At 69.5% G+C, this 18372-nt stretch carries 21 protein-coding genes; 10 read left to right on the forward strand and 11 right to left on the reverse strand.

Annotated features, from left to right (window positions below):
• Nucleotides 1-44: 44 nt before the first annotated feature.
• The gene (locus NB3_RS05115; protein WP_067797256.1) at nucleotides 45-935 is read right to left on the reverse strand and encodes an SDR family oxidoreductase; all 891 of its coding nucleotides are present in this window, start codon (nucleotides 933-935) and stop codon (nucleotides 45-47) included.
• A gap of 264 nt (nucleotides 936-1199) precedes the next feature.
• Here NB3_RS05115 and NB3_RS05120 point away from each other — a divergent pair, with 264 nt between their 5' ends.
• Both NB3_RS05120 and NB3_RS05125 read left to right on the forward strand, forming a co-directional pair.
• Entirely contained in the window at nucleotides 1200-1964 is a 765-nt protein-coding gene (locus tag NB3_RS05120; protein ID WP_067797259.1) for an RsmA family anti-sigma factor, read from the forward strand.
• A gap of 98 nt (nucleotides 1965-2062) precedes the next feature.
• Nucleotides 2063-2665 carry a TetR/AcrR family transcriptional regulator gene (locus NB3_RS05125; RefSeq protein WP_307693623.1) on the forward strand — a complete coding sequence of 201 codons (603 nt, stop codon included), beginning with the start codon at nucleotides 2063-2065 and terminating at the stop codon, nucleotides 2663-2665.
• Here NB3_RS05125 and NB3_RS05130 read toward each other — a convergent pair.
• From NB3_RS05130 to NB3_RS05145, 4 genes are all read right to left on the reverse strand, one after another.
• A complete protein-coding gene (locus tag NB3_RS05130) occupies nucleotides 2662-3297 on the reverse strand; it encodes a class I SAM-dependent methyltransferase (protein WP_067797370.1) in 636 nt (211 codons plus the stop codon). The two genes, NB3_RS05125 and NB3_RS05130, sit on opposite strands and share 4 nt — an antisense overlap.
• Before the next feature lie 13 nt (nucleotides 3298-3310).
• Entirely contained in the window at nucleotides 3311-4561 is a 1251-nt protein-coding gene (locus tag NB3_RS05135; RefSeq protein WP_067797265.1) for a saccharopine dehydrogenase family protein, read from the reverse strand.
• Nucleotides 4562-4597: 36 nt separating this feature from the next.
• Complete coding sequence (locus NB3_RS05140) at nucleotides 4598-6010, reverse strand: ABC1 kinase family protein (protein WP_067797270.1); 1413 nt, start codon at nucleotides 6008-6010, stop codon at nucleotides 4598-4600.
• A gap of 222 nt (nucleotides 6011-6232) precedes the next feature.
• A complete protein-coding gene (locus tag NB3_RS05145; protein ID WP_157111537.1) occupies nucleotides 6233-6916 on the reverse strand; it encodes a TetR/AcrR family transcriptional regulator in 684 nt (227 codons plus the stop codon).
• A gap of 224 nt (nucleotides 6917-7140) precedes the next feature.
• On the opposite strand from NB3_RS05145, the gene NB3_RS05150 reads away from it, so the two are divergent.
• From NB3_RS05150 to NB3_RS05170, 5 genes are all read left to right on the forward strand, one after another.
• Nucleotides 7141-8475: a DUF445 domain-containing protein gene (locus NB3_RS05150; protein ID WP_174553169.1), complete on the forward strand. Its 1335-nt coding sequence runs from the start codon at nucleotides 7141-7143 to the stop codon at nucleotides 8473-8475.
• Between the two features lie 105 nt (nucleotides 8476-8580).
• The gene (locus NB3_RS05155; RefSeq protein WP_067797276.1) at nucleotides 8581-9087 is read left to right on the forward strand and encodes a helix-turn-helix domain-containing protein; all 507 of its coding nucleotides are present in this window, start codon (nucleotides 8581-8583) and stop codon (nucleotides 9085-9087) included.
• Nucleotides 9084-9767 (forward strand): heparin-binding hemagglutinin, encoded by a 684-nt coding sequence (locus tag NB3_RS05160; protein WP_067797277.1) that lies wholly within the window; start codon nucleotides 9084-9086, stop codon nucleotides 9765-9767. The genes NB3_RS05155 and NB3_RS05160 overlap by 4 nt, the downstream gene beginning before the upstream one ends.
• Nucleotides 9768-9849: 82 nt before the next feature.
• Nucleotides 9850-10140, forward strand: coding sequence for a DUF2516 family protein (locus tag NB3_RS05165; RefSeq protein WP_040870424.1), 291 nt, complete (start codon nucleotides 9850-9852; stop codon nucleotides 10138-10140).
• A gap of 92 nt (nucleotides 10141-10232) precedes the next feature.
• The gene (locus NB3_RS05170; protein WP_084485799.1) at nucleotides 10233-11276 is read left to right on the forward strand and encodes an alpha/beta fold hydrolase; all 1044 of its coding nucleotides are present in this window, start codon (nucleotides 10233-10235) and stop codon (nucleotides 11274-11276) included.
• Between the two features lie 22 nt (nucleotides 11277-11298).
• On the opposite strand, the gene purU is transcribed toward NB3_RS05170, so the two are convergent.
• On the reverse strand, nucleotides 11299-12189 hold the full coding sequence (gene purU / locus NB3_RS05175) for a formyltetrahydrofolate deformylase (RefSeq protein ID WP_067797282.1): 891 nt from the start codon (nucleotides 12187-12189) through the stop codon (nucleotides 11299-11301).
• Between the two features lie 138 nt (nucleotides 12190-12327).
• Entirely contained in the window at nucleotides 12328-12870 is a 543-nt protein-coding gene (locus tag NB3_RS05180) for a GNAT family N-acetyltransferase (protein WP_067797284.1), read from the reverse strand.
• Nucleotides 12871-13025: 155 nt separating this feature from the next.
• Between NB3_RS05180 and deoC the strand changes: the two genes are divergently transcribed.
• The gene (deoC, locus tag NB3_RS05185; RefSeq protein WP_067797287.1) at nucleotides 13026-13694 is read left to right on the forward strand and encodes a deoxyribose-phosphate aldolase; all 669 of its coding nucleotides are present in this window, start codon (nucleotides 13026-13028) and stop codon (nucleotides 13692-13694) included.
• 32 nt (nucleotides 13695-13726) lie between these two features.
• On the opposite strand, the gene NB3_RS05190 is transcribed toward deoC, so the two are convergent.
• Nucleotides 13727-14455, reverse strand: coding sequence for an LmeA family phospholipid-binding protein (locus NB3_RS05190; protein WP_067797290.1), 729 nt, complete (start codon nucleotides 14453-14455; stop codon nucleotides 13727-13729).
• A 99-nt stretch (nucleotides 14456-14554) separates the two neighbouring features.
• On the opposite strand from NB3_RS05190, the gene NB3_RS05195 reads away from it, so the two are divergent.
• The gene (locus NB3_RS05195; protein WP_067797375.1) at nucleotides 14555-15163 is read left to right on the forward strand and encodes a hypothetical protein; all 609 of its coding nucleotides are present in this window, start codon (nucleotides 14555-14557) and stop codon (nucleotides 15161-15163) included.
• Nucleotides 15164-15177: 14 nt separating this feature from the next.
• Here the strand turns inward: NB3_RS05195 and NB3_RS05200 are convergent, their stop codons facing one another.
• The 3 genes from NB3_RS05200 to NB3_RS05210 form a co-directional block, all read right to left on the reverse strand.
• Complete coding sequence (locus tag NB3_RS05200; RefSeq protein ID WP_067797292.1) at nucleotides 15178-15978, reverse strand: methylase; 801 nt, start codon at nucleotides 15976-15978, stop codon at nucleotides 15178-15180.
• Nucleotides 15948-16466, reverse strand: a complete 519-nt coding sequence (locus NB3_RS05205; RefSeq protein ID WP_067797293.1) for a DUF2505 domain-containing protein — start codon at nucleotides 16464-16466, stop codon at nucleotides 15948-15950. Before NB3_RS05205 ends, NB3_RS05200 begins: the two co-directional genes overlap by 31 nt.
• 121 nt (nucleotides 16467-16587) lie before the next feature.
• Nucleotides 16588-17073, reverse strand: coding sequence for a DUF2505 domain-containing protein (locus NB3_RS05210; protein ID WP_067797294.1), 486 nt, complete (start codon nucleotides 17071-17073; stop codon nucleotides 16588-16590).
• Nucleotides 17074-17206: 133 nt separating this feature from the next.
• Here NB3_RS05210 and NB3_RS05215 point away from each other — a divergent pair, with 133 nt between their 5' ends.
• Entirely contained in the window at nucleotides 17207-18301 is a 1095-nt protein-coding gene (locus NB3_RS05215; protein WP_244891776.1) for a UDP-N-acetylmuramate dehydrogenase, read from the forward strand.
• Nucleotides 18302-18372: the final 71 nt, after the last annotated feature.

Genomic DNA, 18372 nt, shown 5'->3' on the forward strand with positions numbered 1-18372 from the left:
CCAGGCCGGAACCTCAGTGGCGGAAGGGATTTCGGCGACCTGGTCTACGCGTCTATGAACAGGTCGTTGGCGAGCGCGCCGGAGCCCGGCACGACCCGATAGTGGTCCAGGTCGACGCGGCCGTGGGAAGCGAGGACATCCTCGTCCAGCAGCAGCTGGCCGGTGTAGGCGTCCGCGGAGCTGGTCACGATCAGCAGAGCGGCATCCGCGCAGATGAACGGGTTGCGGGACGCGGCGACGGCCTCCGCGCCGCCGAGTAGGTTGCGCACCGCGGCGGTGTCGATCTTCGTGCGCGGCCACAGGGAGTTCACGGCGATGCCGTAGCGCCGGAACTCGTGTGCCAGACCGATGGTCGCCACGCTGACACCGTATTTGGAGACGGTGTAGGCCACCCCGTTGCCCACGTGTTCGGGATTCATGTTGAGCGGTGGGGAGAGGGTGAGGATGTGGGGATTCCGCCCGGCCTGGGCCGAGGCGCGCAGATGCGGCAGCGCCAGCTTGGACAGCAGGAACGGCGCACGGACATTGACCGCTTGCATGTGGTCGTAGCGCTGCATGCCGATCTCTTCGGCGCCGGTGAGGTCGACCGATCCCGCGTTGTTGACCAGGATGTCGATGCCGCCGAAGCGCTCGGCGATCCGATCGACCGCCTCGGTCATCGCCTTGTCGTCGCGGACATCCGCCACCAGCGGCAGTACGGCGCCGCCCGCGGCCTCGGCCTCGGCGGCGGCGGTGTGGATGGTGCCGGGCAGTTTGGGGTGTGGCTCCTGGGTGCGAGCGATCATCGCGACGTTCGCGCCCTCCGCGGCGAACCTGATCGCGATCGCCAGGCCGATGCCACGGCTGGCGCCGGTGACGACGACGGTCCTGCCCGCGAGCAGGTCCCCGGTCGCCTCTCCGGGAGCGGACGCGGGCGTGGGTAGGGGACTGTTCATGGCTGGGTCCTCTGGCTGGAATACGCGATCTTGTCGAGTGAGGCTAGCTGGCATTCGCCGGGCGCGGGGACGGATCGTTGTCCCCGCTTGGTTCACCGCGGGCATGGCTCGGCCTGCCCGAGGGCGATCGAAAGCCGCTGCGCGCCTACGCGGCAGCGATCGGAAGTTCAATCGAATTTTCTGTGTGATCCGTGGAACCGGGAATGGCCGGGGTGCGTCAATAACAGTGACCAGCTTTCAATGGATGCGAACAACGGAGGTGCGATGGCCACCCGGACGGTGCCGCGGCCTCCGTTTCCGCCCGCGTTACTGGCCGATCTGCACGCAGGCAATGTGACTGCCGCACAGCGCGAGCGGTTGTGGCCGATCGTCTCCCGCGATCCGGAAGCATCGCGGTACCTGCGCGGGCTGGACGAGGTCAGCGCCGAGCTGGGTGCGTTGAACCGGGACGAACGCGTCGTCCACACCATGCCGGAGGACGTCGCCGCCCGGCTCGCCCGACTCATGGACGCACTCCCAGCGCCCGAGGACGCCCACGCGCTTCCGCGTATCCGCGCGGGCCGATTCCGCTTCGATGGCCGGAAATCCCGTTCCGGCACGGTTTCCGTGTTCACAATCGGCGAGCACCGCCGCACCAGGGCCCGCAGGTTCGCGACGGCAGCCGCGGTGATCGTGACCGTCGCCGCGGCGGGCTCGGTCATCGCGCCGATGGACGGCCGAGACGCCCCCGTCCCCACCGCACAACTCGCCATCGGCGACGACGAGCTCACCGCCACCATGGCGCTCGGCACGCTGGGCCGCCACACCGTCACCGGGCCTCTGGCCGACCCGGAATCGTTACGGCGCTGCGTCCACGCGAACGGGCTCGACCGGGCGGTGCTCGGCTCGGCCGACATCGCGTTCCGGGGCGGCGACGCGGTGCTCGTCCTGCTCAGCGGCCCGCGCCCGCCCGCCATCACCGTGCTCGTCGTCGGTACCGGCTGCGCCACCGGTGACCCGCAGCGAAAGGTGGTGCAGGACATCGGCTGACCTTCGTCGCGGCAGGTCGACCACACCCGCGGTGCACGGCACCGGCTCCGCCACGGGCGGTAGGCTATGACAGTCGTCATGGACAAGGGAGGAGAAGGGTGGCCGAAACGCCGCAGGCGCGGGATCGGATGGTGGCCGGCGCGGCCGACATGATCCGCCGCCACGGCCTGAACGCGACCAGCGTGCGGGACCTGGCCAAACACGCCCAGGCGCCGCTCGGCTCCACCTACCACTACTTTCCGGGCGGCAAAGCGCAGCTGGCGACCGAAGCCGTGCGTTTCGCTGAGGCGCTGGCCGCCCGCGAACTGGCGCGAGGGCTGTCCGCCGGGCCGGTCGCCGGATTGCGAGCGTTCGCGGACATGTGGCGGAAGGTGCTGGCCGACAACGACTTTCAGGCCGGATGCCCGGTGCTCGCGGTCTCGATCGAGGCGCAAGGGGACGACGGCGAACCGCAACGGGCCGCCGCGGCCGCCTTCGACAACTGGACCGGGCTGTTCACGCGGTCGTTGCGCGACCACGGCGCGAGCGCGTCCGACGCCGAGCAGACCGCCACCCTGATCATCGCCGCGGTCGAGGGCGCGGTGGCGATGTGCCGGGTGGAGCGCGGCACCCGCCCGCTCGATCGCACCGTGGACAAGCTCGAATCCCTGACCCGAGCCGTCACCGGCGCACGAGCACCGCGCCCGAACGCGGCGACCTAGCGTGTGGGTTTCGTCGCGCTGACGTACTGGAGCAGGCGATGGACCCGCTGATCGATCTCCACCAAGCCCTCCTCGGCGAACAGGGCGGGAAAGGTCCGGCCGCCGAACACCCGCAGCCCGCTCAAACCGCCGACCACCCGGCTCATCTCACCGATCGGATTGGCGGCTCGGTGGCTGGTGGTGATGGCGATGCGGCCACCCGGGGCGAGGACGCGGATCATCTCGCGAGCGGCGACGAGCGGGTCCGGGATGAGGTAGAGCGCGCCGAAACAGCAGACCGCGTCGAAGGTTCCGTCCGCGAACGGGAGCCTGCGCGCGTCGCCGCGCAGATACCCCACGCGCGGTCCGGCGTTGTCCGCGACGGCGCGCGCCAGCATCGGCTCGGAGTAGTCCAGGCCGATCGCGTAGCCGTCGCCGGACAGCGCCTCACTCAGATACCTGGTGAAATTGCCCGGCCCACAGGCGATATCGAGCACCCTTTGCGCGCCGCCGAGCCGCAAGGTGGCGACCGCGTCACGCCGGTCGGACGCGGTGGTGCGCCCGCTGGCGAGATAGAACAGGGTTGGCCGCCACGCTCGCTCGTACACCGCGGCGAGCGCAGGGGCGTTCATCGTCTTCCGTGCGAGATTCACCGGCATACGTCCCTCAGGCGCGGTCGACGGCGATCGTCATGCCCGCCGCGCGCAGCCGCTCGGTGAGCGCGTCGCCCATCGCCGCGGCCGGGGTGAGGATGCCCGCGAGGTCGGGTTGCTTGTCGGTGTCGAACGCCAGGCACAGGCCGCTCTCGCCGAGCAGCACGGCGGTGGCCTGGTAGCCGGGGTCGCCGGAGCCGGCGAAGGTGGCCACGTACTTCGCGCCCGAGGTGGTGTGCGCGAACGTCTTCATGCTGAACCAGCCGCTCTTGCGGGCCTGCTCGCTCGGCCCGGTGCCGGGCTTGGGCAGCACGCGATCGAGCAGCTTGCGGCCCGCCGCCGCCCGCGACAGCAGCGCCCCCGCGGTCATGCCCGCCACGATGCCGCCCGCCATGCCGGCCGCGACCAGCGGCGCCACCCGCGACTTCCCCGCGCTCATCACTTCGCGGTAGCGGAAGTTCTTGCCGTACACCCAGCCGAGCAGGCCGTTGGAGCGGCGCACGACCTTGGTGTTGTGCGCGGCCATGACGAACGTGCTCACCCACCCGTCCAGGCTCGGGTCGATGGCGCTCGCCCGCGACAGCGCCTGATCGGACTGGCGGCCGACGTCGGGATCCATCGACTTGTCCGGGCTCAGCGAGTACGGGTGCGACAGCACCTTGCCCTTGGCCGGGTCGGCGGCGATCGCCTCCATCATGGCGCGGCCGGAGTCGATGGTGCCGCCGCTGACCCCGCCCTTGAGCGAAGCCACCAGCGTGGTGTCGGCCAGCTCACCGGTGTTGTCCTCGACCGTGCGGCGATACAGCTGATACACGCTCAGATCGGACGGAATCGAGTCGTAACCGCAGGAGTTCACGATCTTCGCGCCCGTGGCGGTGGCCTGCTCGTGGTAGGCGTCGATGGCGTCGCGAATGAACAGCGGCTCGCCGGTGAGATCGGCGTAATGGGTGCCTGCCTTGGCGCACGCCGCCACCAGCGGCATCCCGTAGCGCAGGTACGGGCCGACCGTGGTGACCACGACCTTCGTGCGCGCCGCCAGCTCGTCCAGCGCCGCTTGGTCGTTCGAGTCGGCCACCACCAGGCCCCACTTCGCGGCCTTCGGGCCGAGGCCGTCGCGCACAGCGGTCAACTTGTCCAGCGATCGTCCGGCCAGCGCGATCCGCGCGGATTCCGGCGCGGCCCCGACGAGATATTCCGCGGTCAGTTTGCCGACGAAACCCGTCGCGCCGAAGAGCACTAGGTCGTATTCCCGTGTGTCTGCCATGGTCTTCCGTTCTGCGGTCGTGTCGCCGGTCGGCGGCTACTTCGTGGTCTTCTTGCGCGGCCGTTGCGGCGCGGCGCCGCCACGGTCGGCGAGCCAGGCGTAATGGGCCCGGCCCAGCTCGGTGACCGGTGGTTCGTCGTAGAGCCATTCCCTGGCGATGCGATGCCAGTTCGCGGTGCAACCGAGGTGACCGAGCATGCCGAAGGTCAGGAAGTCGGCGCGGCGGGAGAACAGATGCTCCGGCGGCAGGTTCTGCTGCTTCATCCCGGTGAACTCGCTGGCTCTCGGATCGACCGCGAGCAGGAAGGCGCCGCTGGCAAGCTCGGGCGTGATGGTCAGTTCCTCGTCGACCAGACACCATTCCGAGGCGGCCAGCACGTATTCCAGGCACTCCTCCGCGCCGATCTCCTGCGGTGAATCGATGACGCCGCGCTTGATCATCAACTCGCGCAGGTCTTCGGCGCGATCCTCGGCGGCGGCCCGCAGGCAGACCAGTTCGAACTGCACGTGCTCGGCGTCCATGCGGTTGAACAACCCGAAATCCAGGAAGCCGACCCGGCCGTCCCCGGCCAGCAGCACGTTGCCCGGATGGGGATCGCCGCAGAACTCGTTGAAGGTGAACAACGATCCGACGTAGAACCGGTAGATGATCTCGCCGATGCGGTCGCGCTCCGCCTGGGGCAGCTGCCGGATCTCCTCGAAGCCCTTGCCCTCCACGTATTCGGTGACCAGCACCCGCGTGGTGGAGAACTCCGGCAGCGAGCGCGGCACGATGACGAACGGATGCCCGGCGTACAGCTCGGCGATCTGCAACTGGGTGGCCGCCTCGGCCCGGTAGTCGAGCTCGGCCTCCATGTTCAACCGCAGCTCGTCCAGCACGGCGGGCGTCACCCACGGCATCGCGGACTGCAGCACGCGCCGGAACATGGCGAGATTCTTCAGATCGGCGCGCACCGCGGCGTCGATGCCCGGATATTGCACCTTCACCGCGACTTGGCGGCCGTCGTGTAGTCGGGCCCGGTACACCTGGCCGATCGACGCCGCGGCGACGGGCTCGGCGTCGAACTCGGCGAAGACCGCGTCGAGCGGCTTGCCGAAATCGTCCTCGATCACCTCGCGCATGGCCGCGAAGGAGACCGTCGGGGCCGCGTTGCGCAGCACGGCCAGGCGCTTCTGGAATCGCTCCCGATGATCCTCCGGCACCAGATCGAGATCGAGCACCGACATCATCTGCCCGAGCTTCATGGCGACCCCCTTCATGGTGCCGAGCACCGTGACCACCTGTTCGGTGGTGCGGATCATCGACTCCTCGGCCATCTTCGCCCGGACCGCCTCGGATCTGCCTCGCATGGTCAACCGCGTGCGCTGGTTGCGAAGGACCGAACTGGCTGCCACCGCGCCCAGCTTCGTGCCACGAGCAAGCCGAGAGGTCGGTACTTGCTTCGCCATCGAGGTACCTCCGTTGGTGCCGCGGTCGGAGCGACGGACACGCGGGCGGCAGCGGGCGGGACCAGGGTGACCCGCGCGCACCGCCGTCGAGTACGGCGCCTGCGGTGACGCAACACACTCGGCGCACCGCTCGGGTTCAGACTAACCAAGGTTCCGGCAAAGTCGACAGTGCTCGCGAACTTTTGCAAGCGGTCCAGCTAGCGCCGGGGCCGATGGCTCGATTCAGTCTTGGGCGGGCGTCTCGGGGGTGGGCAGCACGTGCGGCTGCGCGTTGAACGCCGCGGGCGAACCGCCCGCGCGGGCCATGCCCTCGATGGCGCTCCAAGCGAGCATGGTGAGGTAGTCGATCACGTCCTCGCGCGACAGCGACTTGTTGGTCGACCACCAGTGCGTGGCCAGCTGAATGCCGCCGACCAGCACATACGACGCCAGCGCCGCGCCCTCGGTCGCCACGCCCCGATCCTTGGCGCGCTCGGTGATGACCGCGCACACCACCTCGGCGAAGAGCTTCTCGAACTCCGCGAGCGAGGACTGGTCGGCCGAGCCGTTGCCCATGATGAAGCGGTAGACCTCCGGGTCCTCGTCGACCGTGCCGACGTACTCGGCCAGCGCGGAGCGCACCAGCTGGTACTCGTCGGCGTCCAGGCTGATCGCGCCGTACACCCGCGGCATCAACGTGGTCTCGATGAACCGCTGCATGGTCGCGTGGACCAGGTCGTTCTTGTCGGAGAAGTAGCGGTAGAGCACGGTCTTGGAGACGCCGATCTCCGCGGCGATCTCGTCCATGCCCGCGTTGCTGCCCCTGGTGCGCACGGCGGCGAGGGTGCCGTCGACCAGCTCCTCGCGGCGATCGATCTTGTGTTGCCGCCACCGGCGCTTGCGGCCGTCCATCCGGCCGCCGCGCACCGCCGACGGTCGCTCGCCGATATCGACAAGGTCTTCGGTGGACAGCGTGGGCTCCCTCGTTCGTAAGTGCTCCGGTGGCTACCAGCTTAGGTCCCCGCTACCCGTGATATGCGCTTTTGAGCCCGGATGCGGTAGGAACCACAGTCCGCAGGCCCGGTGCGTCGGATTTGTGTGAAGTCGCTCGCCCCGCTCGCCACTGCGCCGCGCACAGCAGAATGGGAGACATGGAGAAAGCCCCCGGCAACACCGCGGTGCTGGACGCCCCCGCCGCGCCTGCCGCCGCGCCCCTCGGCTTCGCCGCCGTGCTCGACGAGGCGGCCAAGCGTCGTGACCTCTGGCGGATGAAGGCGTTCGCCACCGGCCTGCTCGCTCTGGCCACCACGATCTATCTGTTCTGCCGCTGGACCGAATCGCGCGGTGCGGGCGGCGACTGGGTCGGTTACCTGCGGGCCGCCTCGGAGGCGGGCATGGTCGGCGCACTGGCGGACTGGTTCGCGGTGACCGCCCTGTTCCGTCATCCACTCGGCCTACCGATCCCGCACACCGCGATCATCCGGCGGAAGAAAGACCAGCTCGGCGCCAGTCTCGGCACTTTCGTCGGCACCAACTTCCTGGCGCCGGAAGTGGTGTCGGCGAAGCTGAGTTCCGCGCAGGTCTCCCTGCGGGTCGGGCGCTGGATGGCCGACCCGGGTCACGCCGCGCGCGTGGCGCAGGAGAGTTCGACGATCCTGCGCGCCGTCGTCGGCGTGCTGCGCGACGAGGACGTTGAGCAGGTCATCGACAACACCATCGTCAAGCGGATCGCCGAGCCGCTGTGGGGTCCGCCGATCGGGCGGGTGCTCGCGGAACTGCTCGCCGACAACCGGCAGCTGGCGCTGCTGGACCTGCTCGCCGAGCGCGCGCACCAATGGGCGCTCGGATCCCAGGAGACGATCGATCGGATCGTCTTGCGGGACGCGCCGCAGTGGGCGCCGAAATTCGTCAACATCCTGCTCTCCGAACGGATCTACCGGGAACTGGTCGAGTTCACCTGGAAAGTCCGCTCCGATCCCGAGCACGAGGTCCGTCTCGCCGCCAATCGGTTCCTGGAGGAATTCGCCGAGGACCTGCAATTCGACGACGCCATGATCAAGAAGGCCGAGCGGGTCAAAGCGCAGATCATGGGCCGGGAGGAGATCACCGGGCTGGCGTCGGCCACGTGGCGCGCGGCGAAGCGGCTGATCCTGGAATCCGCCGACGATCCGAACAGCACGCTGCGGCGCAAGGTCGCCGAGAACGTGCAGCAGCTCGGCGAGCGCCTGCGCGACGACGCGGAGATGCGGGCCAAGGTCGACGGCTGGATCGATCGCGGCGCGCGGTACTTGGTGGAAAACTATGCCGGTGAGATCAGCACCCTGGTCACCGACACGGTTGCCCGGTGGGATGCCGACGAGGCGAGCAAGAAGATCGAATTGCAGGTCGGCCGGGATCTGCAATTCATCCGCATCAACGGAACCGTCGTCGGTTCGCTTGCCGGACTGGCGATCTACACGATTTCCCACTTGATGTTCGGCGGTTGATCCGCGGCGTGCGGAACGTTTGCCGAAACTCTGCTAGCAGACTGCTTGCAATAGCTAGCACCCTGACCTAGAATCGAATTCGTACAACCCGCCAGAAGGTGAGTGATGGCTGACCAGCCCGAGGTTTCCGCCGAGTACACCGACAGATCGGACGAGCATTCGTCCGGCGCCGGGGAACGAGGGGGTCGCGTCGTCAGTGCGGCGCACGACATCGGAGGCTTCATCAGGGCGCAGCGAGAAGCCGCGCAAGTCTCGTTGCGTCAGCTCGCCCAGCTGGCGGGGGTGAGCAATCCGTACCTCAGTCAGATCGAGCGCGGACTGCGCAATCCGTCCGCCGAAGTGCTCACGCAGATCGCGAAGGCGCTGCGGGTCTCTTCGGAGGTCTTGTACGTACGGGCTGGCTATCTCGAGCAGCGGCCGCACAGTCCGGTCCGGGACGCACTGCTCGCCGACACGTTCATCAGTGAGCGGCAGAAGCAGGTGCTCCTGGACATCTATGAATCGTTTCGCCGGGAAAACGGAGGAAACGAGGCAGGGGGGGATGTATGGGACAGCGACGTTCCGCGCACGACAACCGAAACTCCGCCACGCCAGGAGAACGAAACACCATGACCGAGAAGAACGCCACCGTCACCAAGCCCTTGCTCGCCACCGTCGGCGCGGGTGACGCCCTCTACACCGCCGTCAACGACGTTTTCGCCCAGGTGCGCGAGCGCGCGGCGGCCACCGAGGTGCAGGCCCGGGTGGAGGAGGCGCGCGAGCGCTTCGCCAACGTTCCCGCCGATGTCCAGGACCGATTCGAGTCGCTGCGCGAGCGGCTGTCCGGCCTGCCCGCGGAACTGCCGGACGACCTCGCCGAGCTGCGCGAGAAGTTCACCGCAGAGGAGCTGCGCGCGCTGGCCGAGAAGTACTACCGGCAGGCGCTCGACCTCTACGCCGACCTCGCCGTCCGCGGTGAGGAGGCCATCGAGCGGCTGCGCGCCAACCAGGTCGTCGACGAGCGGATCGGCAAGGTCGAGACCCTCTACGGCGACGCGGTCAGCCGCGCCGAGGACGTGCTCGAGCGCGTCAACGGGCTGCTGGGCCGCCCGGCCAAGGCCGAGGGAGAGATCGAGGCCGACGAGGTGGCCGCCCCGGCGCCGGTCGTCGAGGCCGAGGTCGTCGAGGTGACCACTGAGGCCACCCCGGCTCCGGTGACCAACGGCGCGCCGAAGAAGGCGCCGGCCAAGAAGGCCGCCACCCCGGCCGCCAAGAAGGCTCCGGTGAAGAAGGCCGCCCCCAAGAAGGCCTGAACCGCCCGCCGCTGAAGCGATTCGACGCCCTCGCGCACCCCTGGTGCGCGAGGGCGTTGCTTCTATGATGGGTGGGGTGAATATGGTGCACGGATTGACCGGGATGATCCTGCTGGTGCTGTGGCTGGCGGCGCTCGGTGCGACGATTTTCGCGCTGATCCACGCCGTGCGTCAGCGTCCGGACGCGTTCACCGCGGTGGACAAGCTGACCAAGCCGATCTGGCTGGCGATTCTCGGGGCGGCCGTGCTCGTGCTCCTGCTCTCGCCCGCGGGTCTGGGCCTGCTCTCCTTCGCGGCGATCATCGCCACGGGTGTCTACCTGGCCGACGTGCGGCCGAAGGTGGACGAGGTGCAGCGGGGTCCGCGCTGGTGAGGGTGGAGTTCGCCGACGAGTAAGGGTGCTTGCACTAGCAAGCGGCGCGAATCGGGGTTACTGTATCTAGCAGTAACACAAAGGAGTGTCCGATGCGTGCCATGCTGCCGACCGCGTTGACGAGCTTCCCGGGCCTGCTCCGGAGCTTGCGCGACGCGCACAGCGCCGACCTGCGTTCCCGTACCTACCGGACCGCCGCGTTCAACCCACCGACCGCGGCCCGCGAGGTGATTCCGGTCCGGGCCGGTGACGGCGCCCGCCTGCGCGTACACGCCTACGGGCCGTCGGACGCACCGGCCGTCGTGCTCGTGCACGGATGGACCTGCTGCCTCGAATACTGGAATCCGCAGATCAACGCGTTCGCGGGCGAATACAGGGTGATCGCCTACGACCAGCGCGGTCACGGCGAGAGCGACTACGGCTCCAGCGAGCTGACCATGGATCTGCTGGCCGACGACCTGGCCGCCGTGCTCGACGCCGCGCTCGCGCCAGGGCAGCGGGCGGTGCTGGTCGGTCACAGTCTCGGCGGCATGACGTTGCAGGCGTGGGCCGGGCGCTACCCGGAGCGGGTCGCGCGCCAAGCGCTCGCGGTGCTGCTGACCAATACCGCGGCGGACCGGCTGATCCTGGAGACCACGGTCGTGCCGCTGCTGAACCGGCCGCTGCGGCTGCTGCAACTGAAGGTGCCGCTGCCGTTCCTGTTCGGCAGGCTGGGGCTCGGCGCTCCGATGGTCTTCCCGCCCATCGCCCCGGTGCGCTGGCTGTTCGCGCGTCAGATCCTCAGCACGGCGGCCAAAGGCGAGCTGTTGGATTTCAGCATGGCCATCGTGCGGTCGTGCCCGGCCCGGGTGCGCTCGAAGTTCGGTTTCCTGCTGGCCACGATGGATGTCGGGGAGGCGGCCCGGAACCTGGTCGTGCCGACGACGGTGATCTCGGGACAGTTCGACGACATGACGCCGCCGGTGCACTCCGAACGCATCGTCGAACTGCTCCGGCAGACCGGCAGTCTCGCGCGTTACCAGGTGCTGCCCACCGGTCATCTCGGGAATGTCGAGGCCTACGAGCGGTTCAACGAGGAACTCGCGCGTGTTCTGACCGCGGCGAACAAGGCCCGCCGCGCGGATCTCGCGGGCTGACGCGCCGGTCCGTTCGCGCCGGTCAGGAGAAGACGACCGTCCTGCGGCCGTGTACGAGGACCCGGCCCTCCAGATGCCAGCGCAGCCCCCGCGCCAGCACCACCCGCTCGATGTCGCGACCCTGGCGGACCATGTCGCGCACTTCGTCGGCGTGGTCGATGCGGATGACGTCCTGCTCGATGATCGGGCCCGCGTCCAGTTCCGCGGTCACGTAGTGACAGGTGGCTCCGATCAGTTTCACGCCACGGGCGAACGCCTGGTGGTAGGGGCGAGCGCCGACGAACGATGGCAGGAAGCTGTGGTGGATGTTGATCGCCTTGCCCGCCCAGTGCTCGCACAGTTCGGCGGGTAGCACCTGCATGAACCGCGCCAGCACCACCGCGTGCGGGTCGTGCGCGTCCACCAGGGCGCGCACCTCCTCGAACGCGGGGCCGCGCTCGGCCGGGTCCGTGGGGAACGGCACGTGATGGAATTTCACCCCGTGCGCCTCGGTCATCGCGGCCAGGTCCGGGTGGTTGCCGATCACCGCCTCGATGGTGGCGGGCAGTTCCCCGCTGGCGGCGCGTCCGAGCAGGTCGTGCAGGCAATGACCGTCCTTGCTCACCAGCAGGACCGCGCGACGGCGCGCGCCGGAGTCCAGCAGTTGCCACTCGCTCTCCGGGCCGAGATCGGCCGCCACCCCGGCGAACCGGTCGCGCAGTTCCGCGATGCCGAACGGCACGGTCGCGGCCCTGATCGCCTGACGGGTGAAGAACCAGCCGGTATCCGCGTCGGAGTGATACCCGGCCTCCACGATCGAGCCGCCGAACTCGGCGATGAACGACGTGATCCTGGCGATGATGCCCGGCCGATCCGGGCAGCCGAGAGTCAGCACGTAGCGGCGGTCGTCCAGGGCGGGTGGAGCGGAACTCATGAGCACATCCTCCCAGGTGCGCCGCCCGGCATTCGCCGCGCCTTCGCCACCGATCGGTAGTGCGTGCGCCCGTCGCCTACGCCGAGTGTGAAACCGGTGCCGTCGGCGTCGCATCGGCATCCGGGCCGTCCGAGGCGCTCAGAGGTGGTAAAACGGCTCCGCGTAATGGAATTCGCCGGTGATCCGGGAGTCGTAGGCCGACAGGGCGCGGACCTGGAAGTGGCTGATCCAGGCCGGGTCGTCGGGGGTGATGCCGAGGCGGGCGGCGGGGAGGAAACCGAAGCGCGGGTAGAACTCCGGGCTGCCGAGCAGGCAGATCAGTGGTTCGTCGAGCGCGTCGGCGGCGCCGAGCGCCGCGTGCATGAGGGCTGAGCCGACTCCGGCGCCCTGATGGCCGGCGAGAACGCCGATCGGGCCGAGCGCCAGCACGGGGAACGGGCCGACGGCGGCTCTGGTCAGGCACACGTGGCCGATCACGCTCTCGTGCTCGATCGCCACCAGCGACAGCGTCGGGATCCAGCCCTCGTCGCTGCGCAACTTCGCGACCAGCTCCACCTCGGGCGGGTCGGCGCCGGGACGATCACCGGACGCGGCGGCGTGGGCATAGCGAGGTGCGAATGCGCTGCGATGCACCGCCGCGATCGCAGCGGCGTCGTCGACGCGTTCGCGACGGATCAGCACGGTCGTCTCCTCCCGAACGAAGTAGGGCCCATCCGCGCACGTCGGTCGGTCGACCGTGGCGTCACGTTGTCCGATGCGCCATCAGCTACGAGTGTGCGGGAACTGCCGCCAGGCGCGCAACGGAATTCGCGTCCGGTATGCCACACTCTGACCCCATGGCTAGTTCCACGTCGCTGACCAGGGCCGAAGTGGCCGCCATGATCGATCACACGCTGCTCGCGCCGGAGGCGACGCCGGCGCAGGTCGGCGCGCTGATCGAAGACGCGCGGGCACTGGGCGTGCTCGCGATCTGTGTGTCGCCGTCCATGCTGCCGGTGCGCGCGCCCGGACTGGTGGTCGCGACGGTCGCCGGATTCCCTTCCGGCAAGCATCATTCGCTGGTCAAAGGCGCCGAGGCGCGGCTGGCGGTGGACCAGGGCGCCGCCGAGGTGGACATGGTCATCGATGTCGGCGCGGCGCGCGCGGGCGATTACACGGCGGTGCTGTCGGACATCGTCACGGTGCGCGAAGCGGTCGGCGATCGGGCGCTGTTGAAGGTGATCATCGAATCCGCCGCGCTGCCGGACGAAGCGATCGTGCGGGTCTGCCAGGTCGCCGAACGCGCGGGCGCCGATTTCGTGAAGACCTCCACGGGATTTCATCCCGCGGGCGGCGCGAGCGCGCACGCGGTGCGGTTGATGGCCGAAACGGTCGGCGACCGGCTCGGCGTCAAGGCCAGTGGCGGTATCAGGACCGCCGAGGCGGCCGCGGAGCTGATCGCCGCGGGCGCGACCCGGCTCGGGCTGTCGAAATCGCGCGAAGTCCTCGACGGCTTCCCGGCCTGACCGAAGCCGGGAGCCCTTGCGGCACCGCCGGTTCAGCAGCGCGTGTCGGAGCTGTCGCTCGCGGACTCGAGCTGGGTTCGCCCACCGGAGAGGTGGACATCGACACCGGAGTCGGTGACCTTCAGGTCGGTCGCCGTCATGCCGAGCGGGTAGCTCTGCAGGCTCTTGGTGAACAGGTCGACGATGCCCTGCACCAGATCGGAGGGCAGGCCGATGCCGAGCAACTGCGCCGACATCGTCTCCACCTGCACCGCGCCGTTCACGATCTGCGGCTTCAGCTGGAGTTCGGCGAAGCCGCCGAGCACCGACAGGGTGAGCATGCCGGTGCTCGCCGAGGAACTCACCCCGCTGACCATGCCGCCGAGGGTCTCCCTGATCCCTTCGTTGCTCCAGGTGACGTCGGCCGAGGAGCTGCCGATCACGCTTCCGTTCTGGTCGGCGACGTCGACGTCGCGGAAGACGGCGTGCACCACCATCCCGACGGCCGGACCGAACTTGGAGTCGTCGCTGTTCACCTTGACCGATGGCACCTTGCCGTCGATCCAGGTGAGCAGCATCGGCTTGGGCCCGAAGCTGACGTCGATCTTCGACCCCATCTCCTTCTCGAACTGCGAGCTGATGCAGTTCGACACCGTGTGCCTGGCGTAGGCCTCGCCGCCGACCAACACCGTGGCGAGCAGAACCGCTACCACGGTCAGGGCGATCAGCAGGGCCCGCCGCCGCCGGTTGCCCGTCGAGGTTGAGGTTGCGTCCGTACTCATGGCCAAAATTCTTCCCGACCTTTCTGTGCCGTCTCTGAGGAGGCAGTGAGGGGTTCGAATGTGACATGAAGCACTGCGACCGAGCGTAGCCTGATGCCCATGGCTGGCGAAGCGGCGAGCCGCGCGATCGGATCCGCGGAACAAGGATGGCGCGTTCTGCGTCGCTGGGCCGGTCGGCACGCCGGTTTCTTCACAACTCGTCAGGTGCTGCGCACCGGGTGCGGGGCGCGGGTGCGGGCTGGTCTCGGCGACGGCTCGGTGACCAGGGCCGGAGTCGGGATGCTCCGGTTGGCCGGGTGGCCGGAAGGCCCGCTCGACGAGTACGCGATGTGGGCGGCGTGGTTCGACGGCGCCGCGGTCGTCTCCCATCAGAGTGCGGCGGACCTGCACGGGCTCGGCAGTCTGCGCCCGCGGTTCCTGCATCTGTCGGCGCGGGCGGGGCGCCCGCCGGTGCCGCCGCGACTGGTGGTGGTCCGCCGCGCGCTGGCAGGCGCCGATGTGGAGTCGGCGGGGCCGTTCCTGGTGACCACGCCGGTGCGCACGGTGCTCGACCTGGCCGAGGCCGACATCGGGCAGTCCGCCTTGAACGAGGTGGTTGCCGACGCGGTGGCCATCCACCGCTGCGCGGGCGATGAGATCACCGACGCGGGCGCGCGTTTGTCGCCGCGCGCCGCGCGCCGGGTGTACCGGGCGCTTGCCGTAGCGTGACGAAACCGCGCCGGCTAACCGAGCGGCGCCACCGCCGACCACGGCACCGAGAGCACGTTGTCGCGCAGGCGGCGGCGGTAATGGCGGACCGGGAAACCTTCGGCGTGCAGCGCCCGCGCCGCCGCGCGCCAGCGGACGCGGGGGCCGTACGGCGCCATCGGCGCGGCGTGCGCCCAGGCGCGATCCGCGGCGGCGAGCAGCGCGTGGATCGGTTCACCGGGCACGTTGCGGTGGATCAGCGCCTTCGGCAGGCGTTCGGCGAGGTCGGAGGGACGCTCGACGGTGAAGGGATCCCAGGCCAGGGTGAGCGAGCGCGGCCCGTCCCGGTCGAGCAGAATCCACGCACAGCGCCTGCCCAATTCGTCGCAGGTGCCGTCGACCAGCAGCCCGTCCGGCGCCAGCCCGGCCAGCACCGTCGACCATGCCGCGCCGACCGCCGATTCCGGATACTGGCGCAGCACGTTGAAGGCGCGCACCAGGACCGGTCGCAGCCCGGCCAATTCGAATCCGCCGCGGGCGAAGGTGACGCCGTCGCGGCCGGGCACCACGCGCTGCGGGTCGATCTCCAATCCGACCACTCGCACGTCGGCGCGGATCATGCGCAGCCGGGCGGCCAGCTCGAACGTGGTCCACGGGCTCGCGCCGTACCCGAGATCGACGACCAGCGGATCGGGCGCGACGCGCAGCCGGTCGGCGACGAGTTCGTCGTTGATCAGCCAGCGGTCGCTGCGGCGGAGCCGGTTGACGGCGGTGGTGCCACGAGTGATGGTGCCGACCGGTCTGGTCAGCGAGTGGGGTGCTGTTCTTCCAGCCACTGCACCGTGAACTCGGCCTCGCCGCGGAACAGGTCGACCAGGTTGACCAGCATCAGCTGTTCCAGGCGCGGGCCGACCATGGGAATGAACACCTTCGCCTCGGACGAGAAGCGCATCGTGCAGCCGGTGTCGGTGGAGAACAGGCGGATGGTGCCGCCGAGGCTGCCGGGGCCCGCCGGAATGGACGCCGAGTACTTGCCGGTGGTCTCCTCGGCGTACGGGCTGTAGAACTCCTTGCGGGTGATCACCATGTCCTTGCGCATCACCGTCTGGGCGATCTCCGGGAGCATGTCGCGGGGCAGTACGTGGTGCAGTTCGACGGAGATCCCGTCGTCACCCGCCTCCAGCCGGACCACCTCGTTGCCGGGGGTGTACTTCCGCATCTCTTCCATCCGCGCGTCCCAGTAGTCGCGGTTCGACAGCGCCGCGTACAGCTCTTTTGTGGTGTGCAGCGGATAGCGGGCGGAGTAGTCCAATCGGCGTGCCATGGGCTCACACGTTACCGGGACCGGCGGCGCCGACCTCGCCGGGCGGGTGGAGTGCGGAACTGACACGAACGCCGGGCCCGCACGATGTGACGTCGAACAGTGACCGCGCTCCCGGGGCCGGTCAGTGCGCCGCGAGCCAGCTGTCGGTGAACTCCGCCTCGTTCTTCAGCAGCTCGGTGAGGTGCTCGGCGATCGCTTTCTCGATCTTGCTGCCGAACAGCGGGATCTTCACCTCGATGCTGCCGTCGACCGTGGTGACGGCGCCGGAGCCGTCGGCGGCCAAGGCGATGGCTCCGCGCACCTCGGCGGGCGCGCCATCGACGCGCGCGGTGAAGGTGGCCTGGTCTCCGGTCCAGTGTTCGACGCGCGGAATGATCAGATCCCCCGGCCGCACCGCCGTGATCGCGGCGGGGAGCTGTTCGGCGGCGATGGCCTGCACCATCTCGACGCGCACCTCGTCACCGCTGACGGTGACCGACTCCAGCCGGGCGTTCGGGCCGCCGACCTGCGCGATGCGATCCTTCCAGTACTGATCGTTCGCGAAGGCCGCGCGCACCGCGGCGGTCGGATGGGTGTAGCGGGCCGTGTACGCCAGCGGTGTAGCCATGGCTCCACACGCTACCGTGTGCGGTTCGCGCTACACGAGTCGTGCTGTCCGATCCGCTCGTGGGCCGAATACGCCAGCTAGTAGCCATCAGCGGCCGCACTACTCCTCGGCGTGCACGCTACCGTTTAGCTTCGTGCGAACTTCACGAGTGGTGCCCTCGGATCTTCTCGCCGATACCGGCGCGCGGCTGCGCGCCGACGTGCGGCTGGCGGAGCTGACCACGCTGCGCGTGGGCGGGCCCGCCCTGGTCGCCGAATGCGCGACGACCGAGTCGCTGGTCGCGACGGTCCGCGCGCTGGACGCCGCGGGTGTCCCGGTGCTGCTGCTCGCGGGTGGCTCCAATCTGCTGATCAGCGACGACGGCTTCGACGGCGTCGTGGTGCGGATCGCGACCACCGGCGTCGAGATCGGCGACGGCGGTGTGGTCGCCGAGGCCGGAGCGAACTGGGACGCCGTGGTGCGCGCGACGGTCGAGGCGGGTCTCGGGGGGTTGGAGTGCCTGTCCGGCATTCCCGGCTCGGCGGGTGCGACGCCCGTGCAGAACGTGGGCGCTTACGGCGCCGAGGTGGCGAACCTGCTGCGCCGGGTGCGTCTGCTCGATCGCGCCAGCGGCGAGATCCGCTGGGTGGAGCCGGGCGAACTCGGCTTCGGTTACCGCACCAGCGTGCTCAAGCACCGCGACGACGCCGTCGTGCTCGCGGTCGACTTCGCCCTGCGCGCCGACGGTTCCAGCGTGCCGCTGCGTTACGGCGAACTGGCCTCCCGGCTGGGCGCCGCGGACGGCGAGTCCCGGCCCGCCGCGCAGGTGCGGGAGGCGGTGCTTCGGTTGCGCGCGGGCAAGGGCATGGTCCTCGATCCCGCCGACCACGACACGTGGAGCGCCGGTTCGTTCTTCACCAATCCGGTGGTCGCGCCGGAGCGGGTGGCCCAGGTGCGCGCCGCGATCGCCGCGCACGTGGGCGACGTCGCGGTGCCGACCTACCCCGCGCCGGACGGGGTCAAGTTCTCCGCGGGTTGGCTGATCGAGCGGGCGGGTTTCGCCAAGGGCTTCCCCGGCGACGGCGCGCCGGCCCGGCTGTCGACGAAACACACACTGGCACTGACCAATCGCGGCGGCGCGAATGCCGACGACGTGGTGGCGCTCGCCCGGACCGTCCGCGACGGCGTGGCCGAGCGTTTCGGGATCCGGCTGGAACCCGAACCGGTCACCGTGGGTGTCACGCTCTGACCCGTTGAGGCCGACACCACACGCTGCGCCGACGAACCGCGCCCTGCGCCGCGCGTAGATTCGACGAAGTG

The organism is Nocardia beijingensis NBRC 16342, assembly GCF_001612785.1.
Lineage (GTDB): Bacteria > Actinomycetota > Actinomycetes > Mycobacteriales > Mycobacteriaceae > Nocardia > Nocardia beijingensis.

Excerpts from the sequence above, each read along its gene's own strand:
- NB3_RS05115 (WP_067797256.1), bottom strand. The coding sequence starts at position 935 with ATGAACAGTCCCCTACCCACGCCCGCGTCCGCTCCCGGAGAGGCGACC.
- NB3_RS05120 (WP_067797259.1), top strand. The coding sequence starts at position 1,200 with ATGGCCACCCGGACGGTGCCGCGGCCTCCGTTTCCGCCCGCGTTACTG.
- NB3_RS05135 (WP_067797265.1), bottom strand. The coding sequence starts at position 4,561 with ATGGCAGACACACGGGAATACGACCTAGTGCTCTTCGGCGCGACGGGT.
- NB3_RS05140 (WP_067797270.1), bottom strand. The coding sequence starts at position 6,010 with ATGGCGAAGCAAGTACCGACCTCTCGGCTTGCTCGTGGCACGAAGCTG.
- NB3_RS05150 (WP_174553169.1), top strand. The coding sequence starts at position 7,141 with ATGGAGAAAGCCCCCGGCAACACCGCGGTGCTGGACGCCCCCGCCGCG.
- NB3_RS05155 (WP_067797276.1), top strand. The coding sequence starts at position 8,581 with ATGGCTGACCAGCCCGAGGTTTCCGCCGAGTACACCGACAGATCGGAC.
- NB3_RS05160 (WP_067797277.1), top strand. The coding sequence starts at position 9,084 with ATGACCGAGAAGAACGCCACCGTCACCAAGCCCTTGCTCGCCACCGTC.
- NB3_RS05165 (WP_040870424.1), top strand. The coding sequence starts at position 9,850 with ATGGTGCACGGATTGACCGGGATGATCCTGCTGGTGCTGTGGCTGGCG.
- NB3_RS05170 (WP_084485799.1), top strand. The coding sequence starts at position 10,233 with ATGCGTGCCATGCTGCCGACCGCGTTGACGAGCTTCCCGGGCCTGCTC.
- purU (WP_067797282.1), bottom strand. The coding sequence starts at position 12,189 with ATGAGTTCCGCTCCACCCGCCCTGGACGACCGCCGCTACGTGCTGACT.
- deoC (WP_067797287.1), top strand. The coding sequence starts at position 13,026 with ATGGCTAGTTCCACGTCGCTGACCAGGGCCGAAGTGGCCGCCATGATC.
- NB3_RS05190 (WP_067797290.1), bottom strand. The coding sequence starts at position 14,455 with ATGAGTACGGACGCAACCTCAACCTCGACGGGCAACCGGCGGCGGCGG.
- NB3_RS05195 (WP_067797375.1), top strand. The coding sequence starts at position 14,555 with ATGGCTGGCGAAGCGGCGAGCCGCGCGATCGGATCCGCGGAACAAGGA.
- NB3_RS05205 (WP_067797293.1), bottom strand. The coding sequence starts at position 16,466 with ATGGCACGCCGATTGGACTACTCCGCCCGCTATCCGCTGCACACCACA.
- NB3_RS05210 (WP_067797294.1), bottom strand. The coding sequence starts at position 17,073 with ATGGCTACACCGCTGGCGTACACGGCCCGCTACACCCATCCGACCGCC.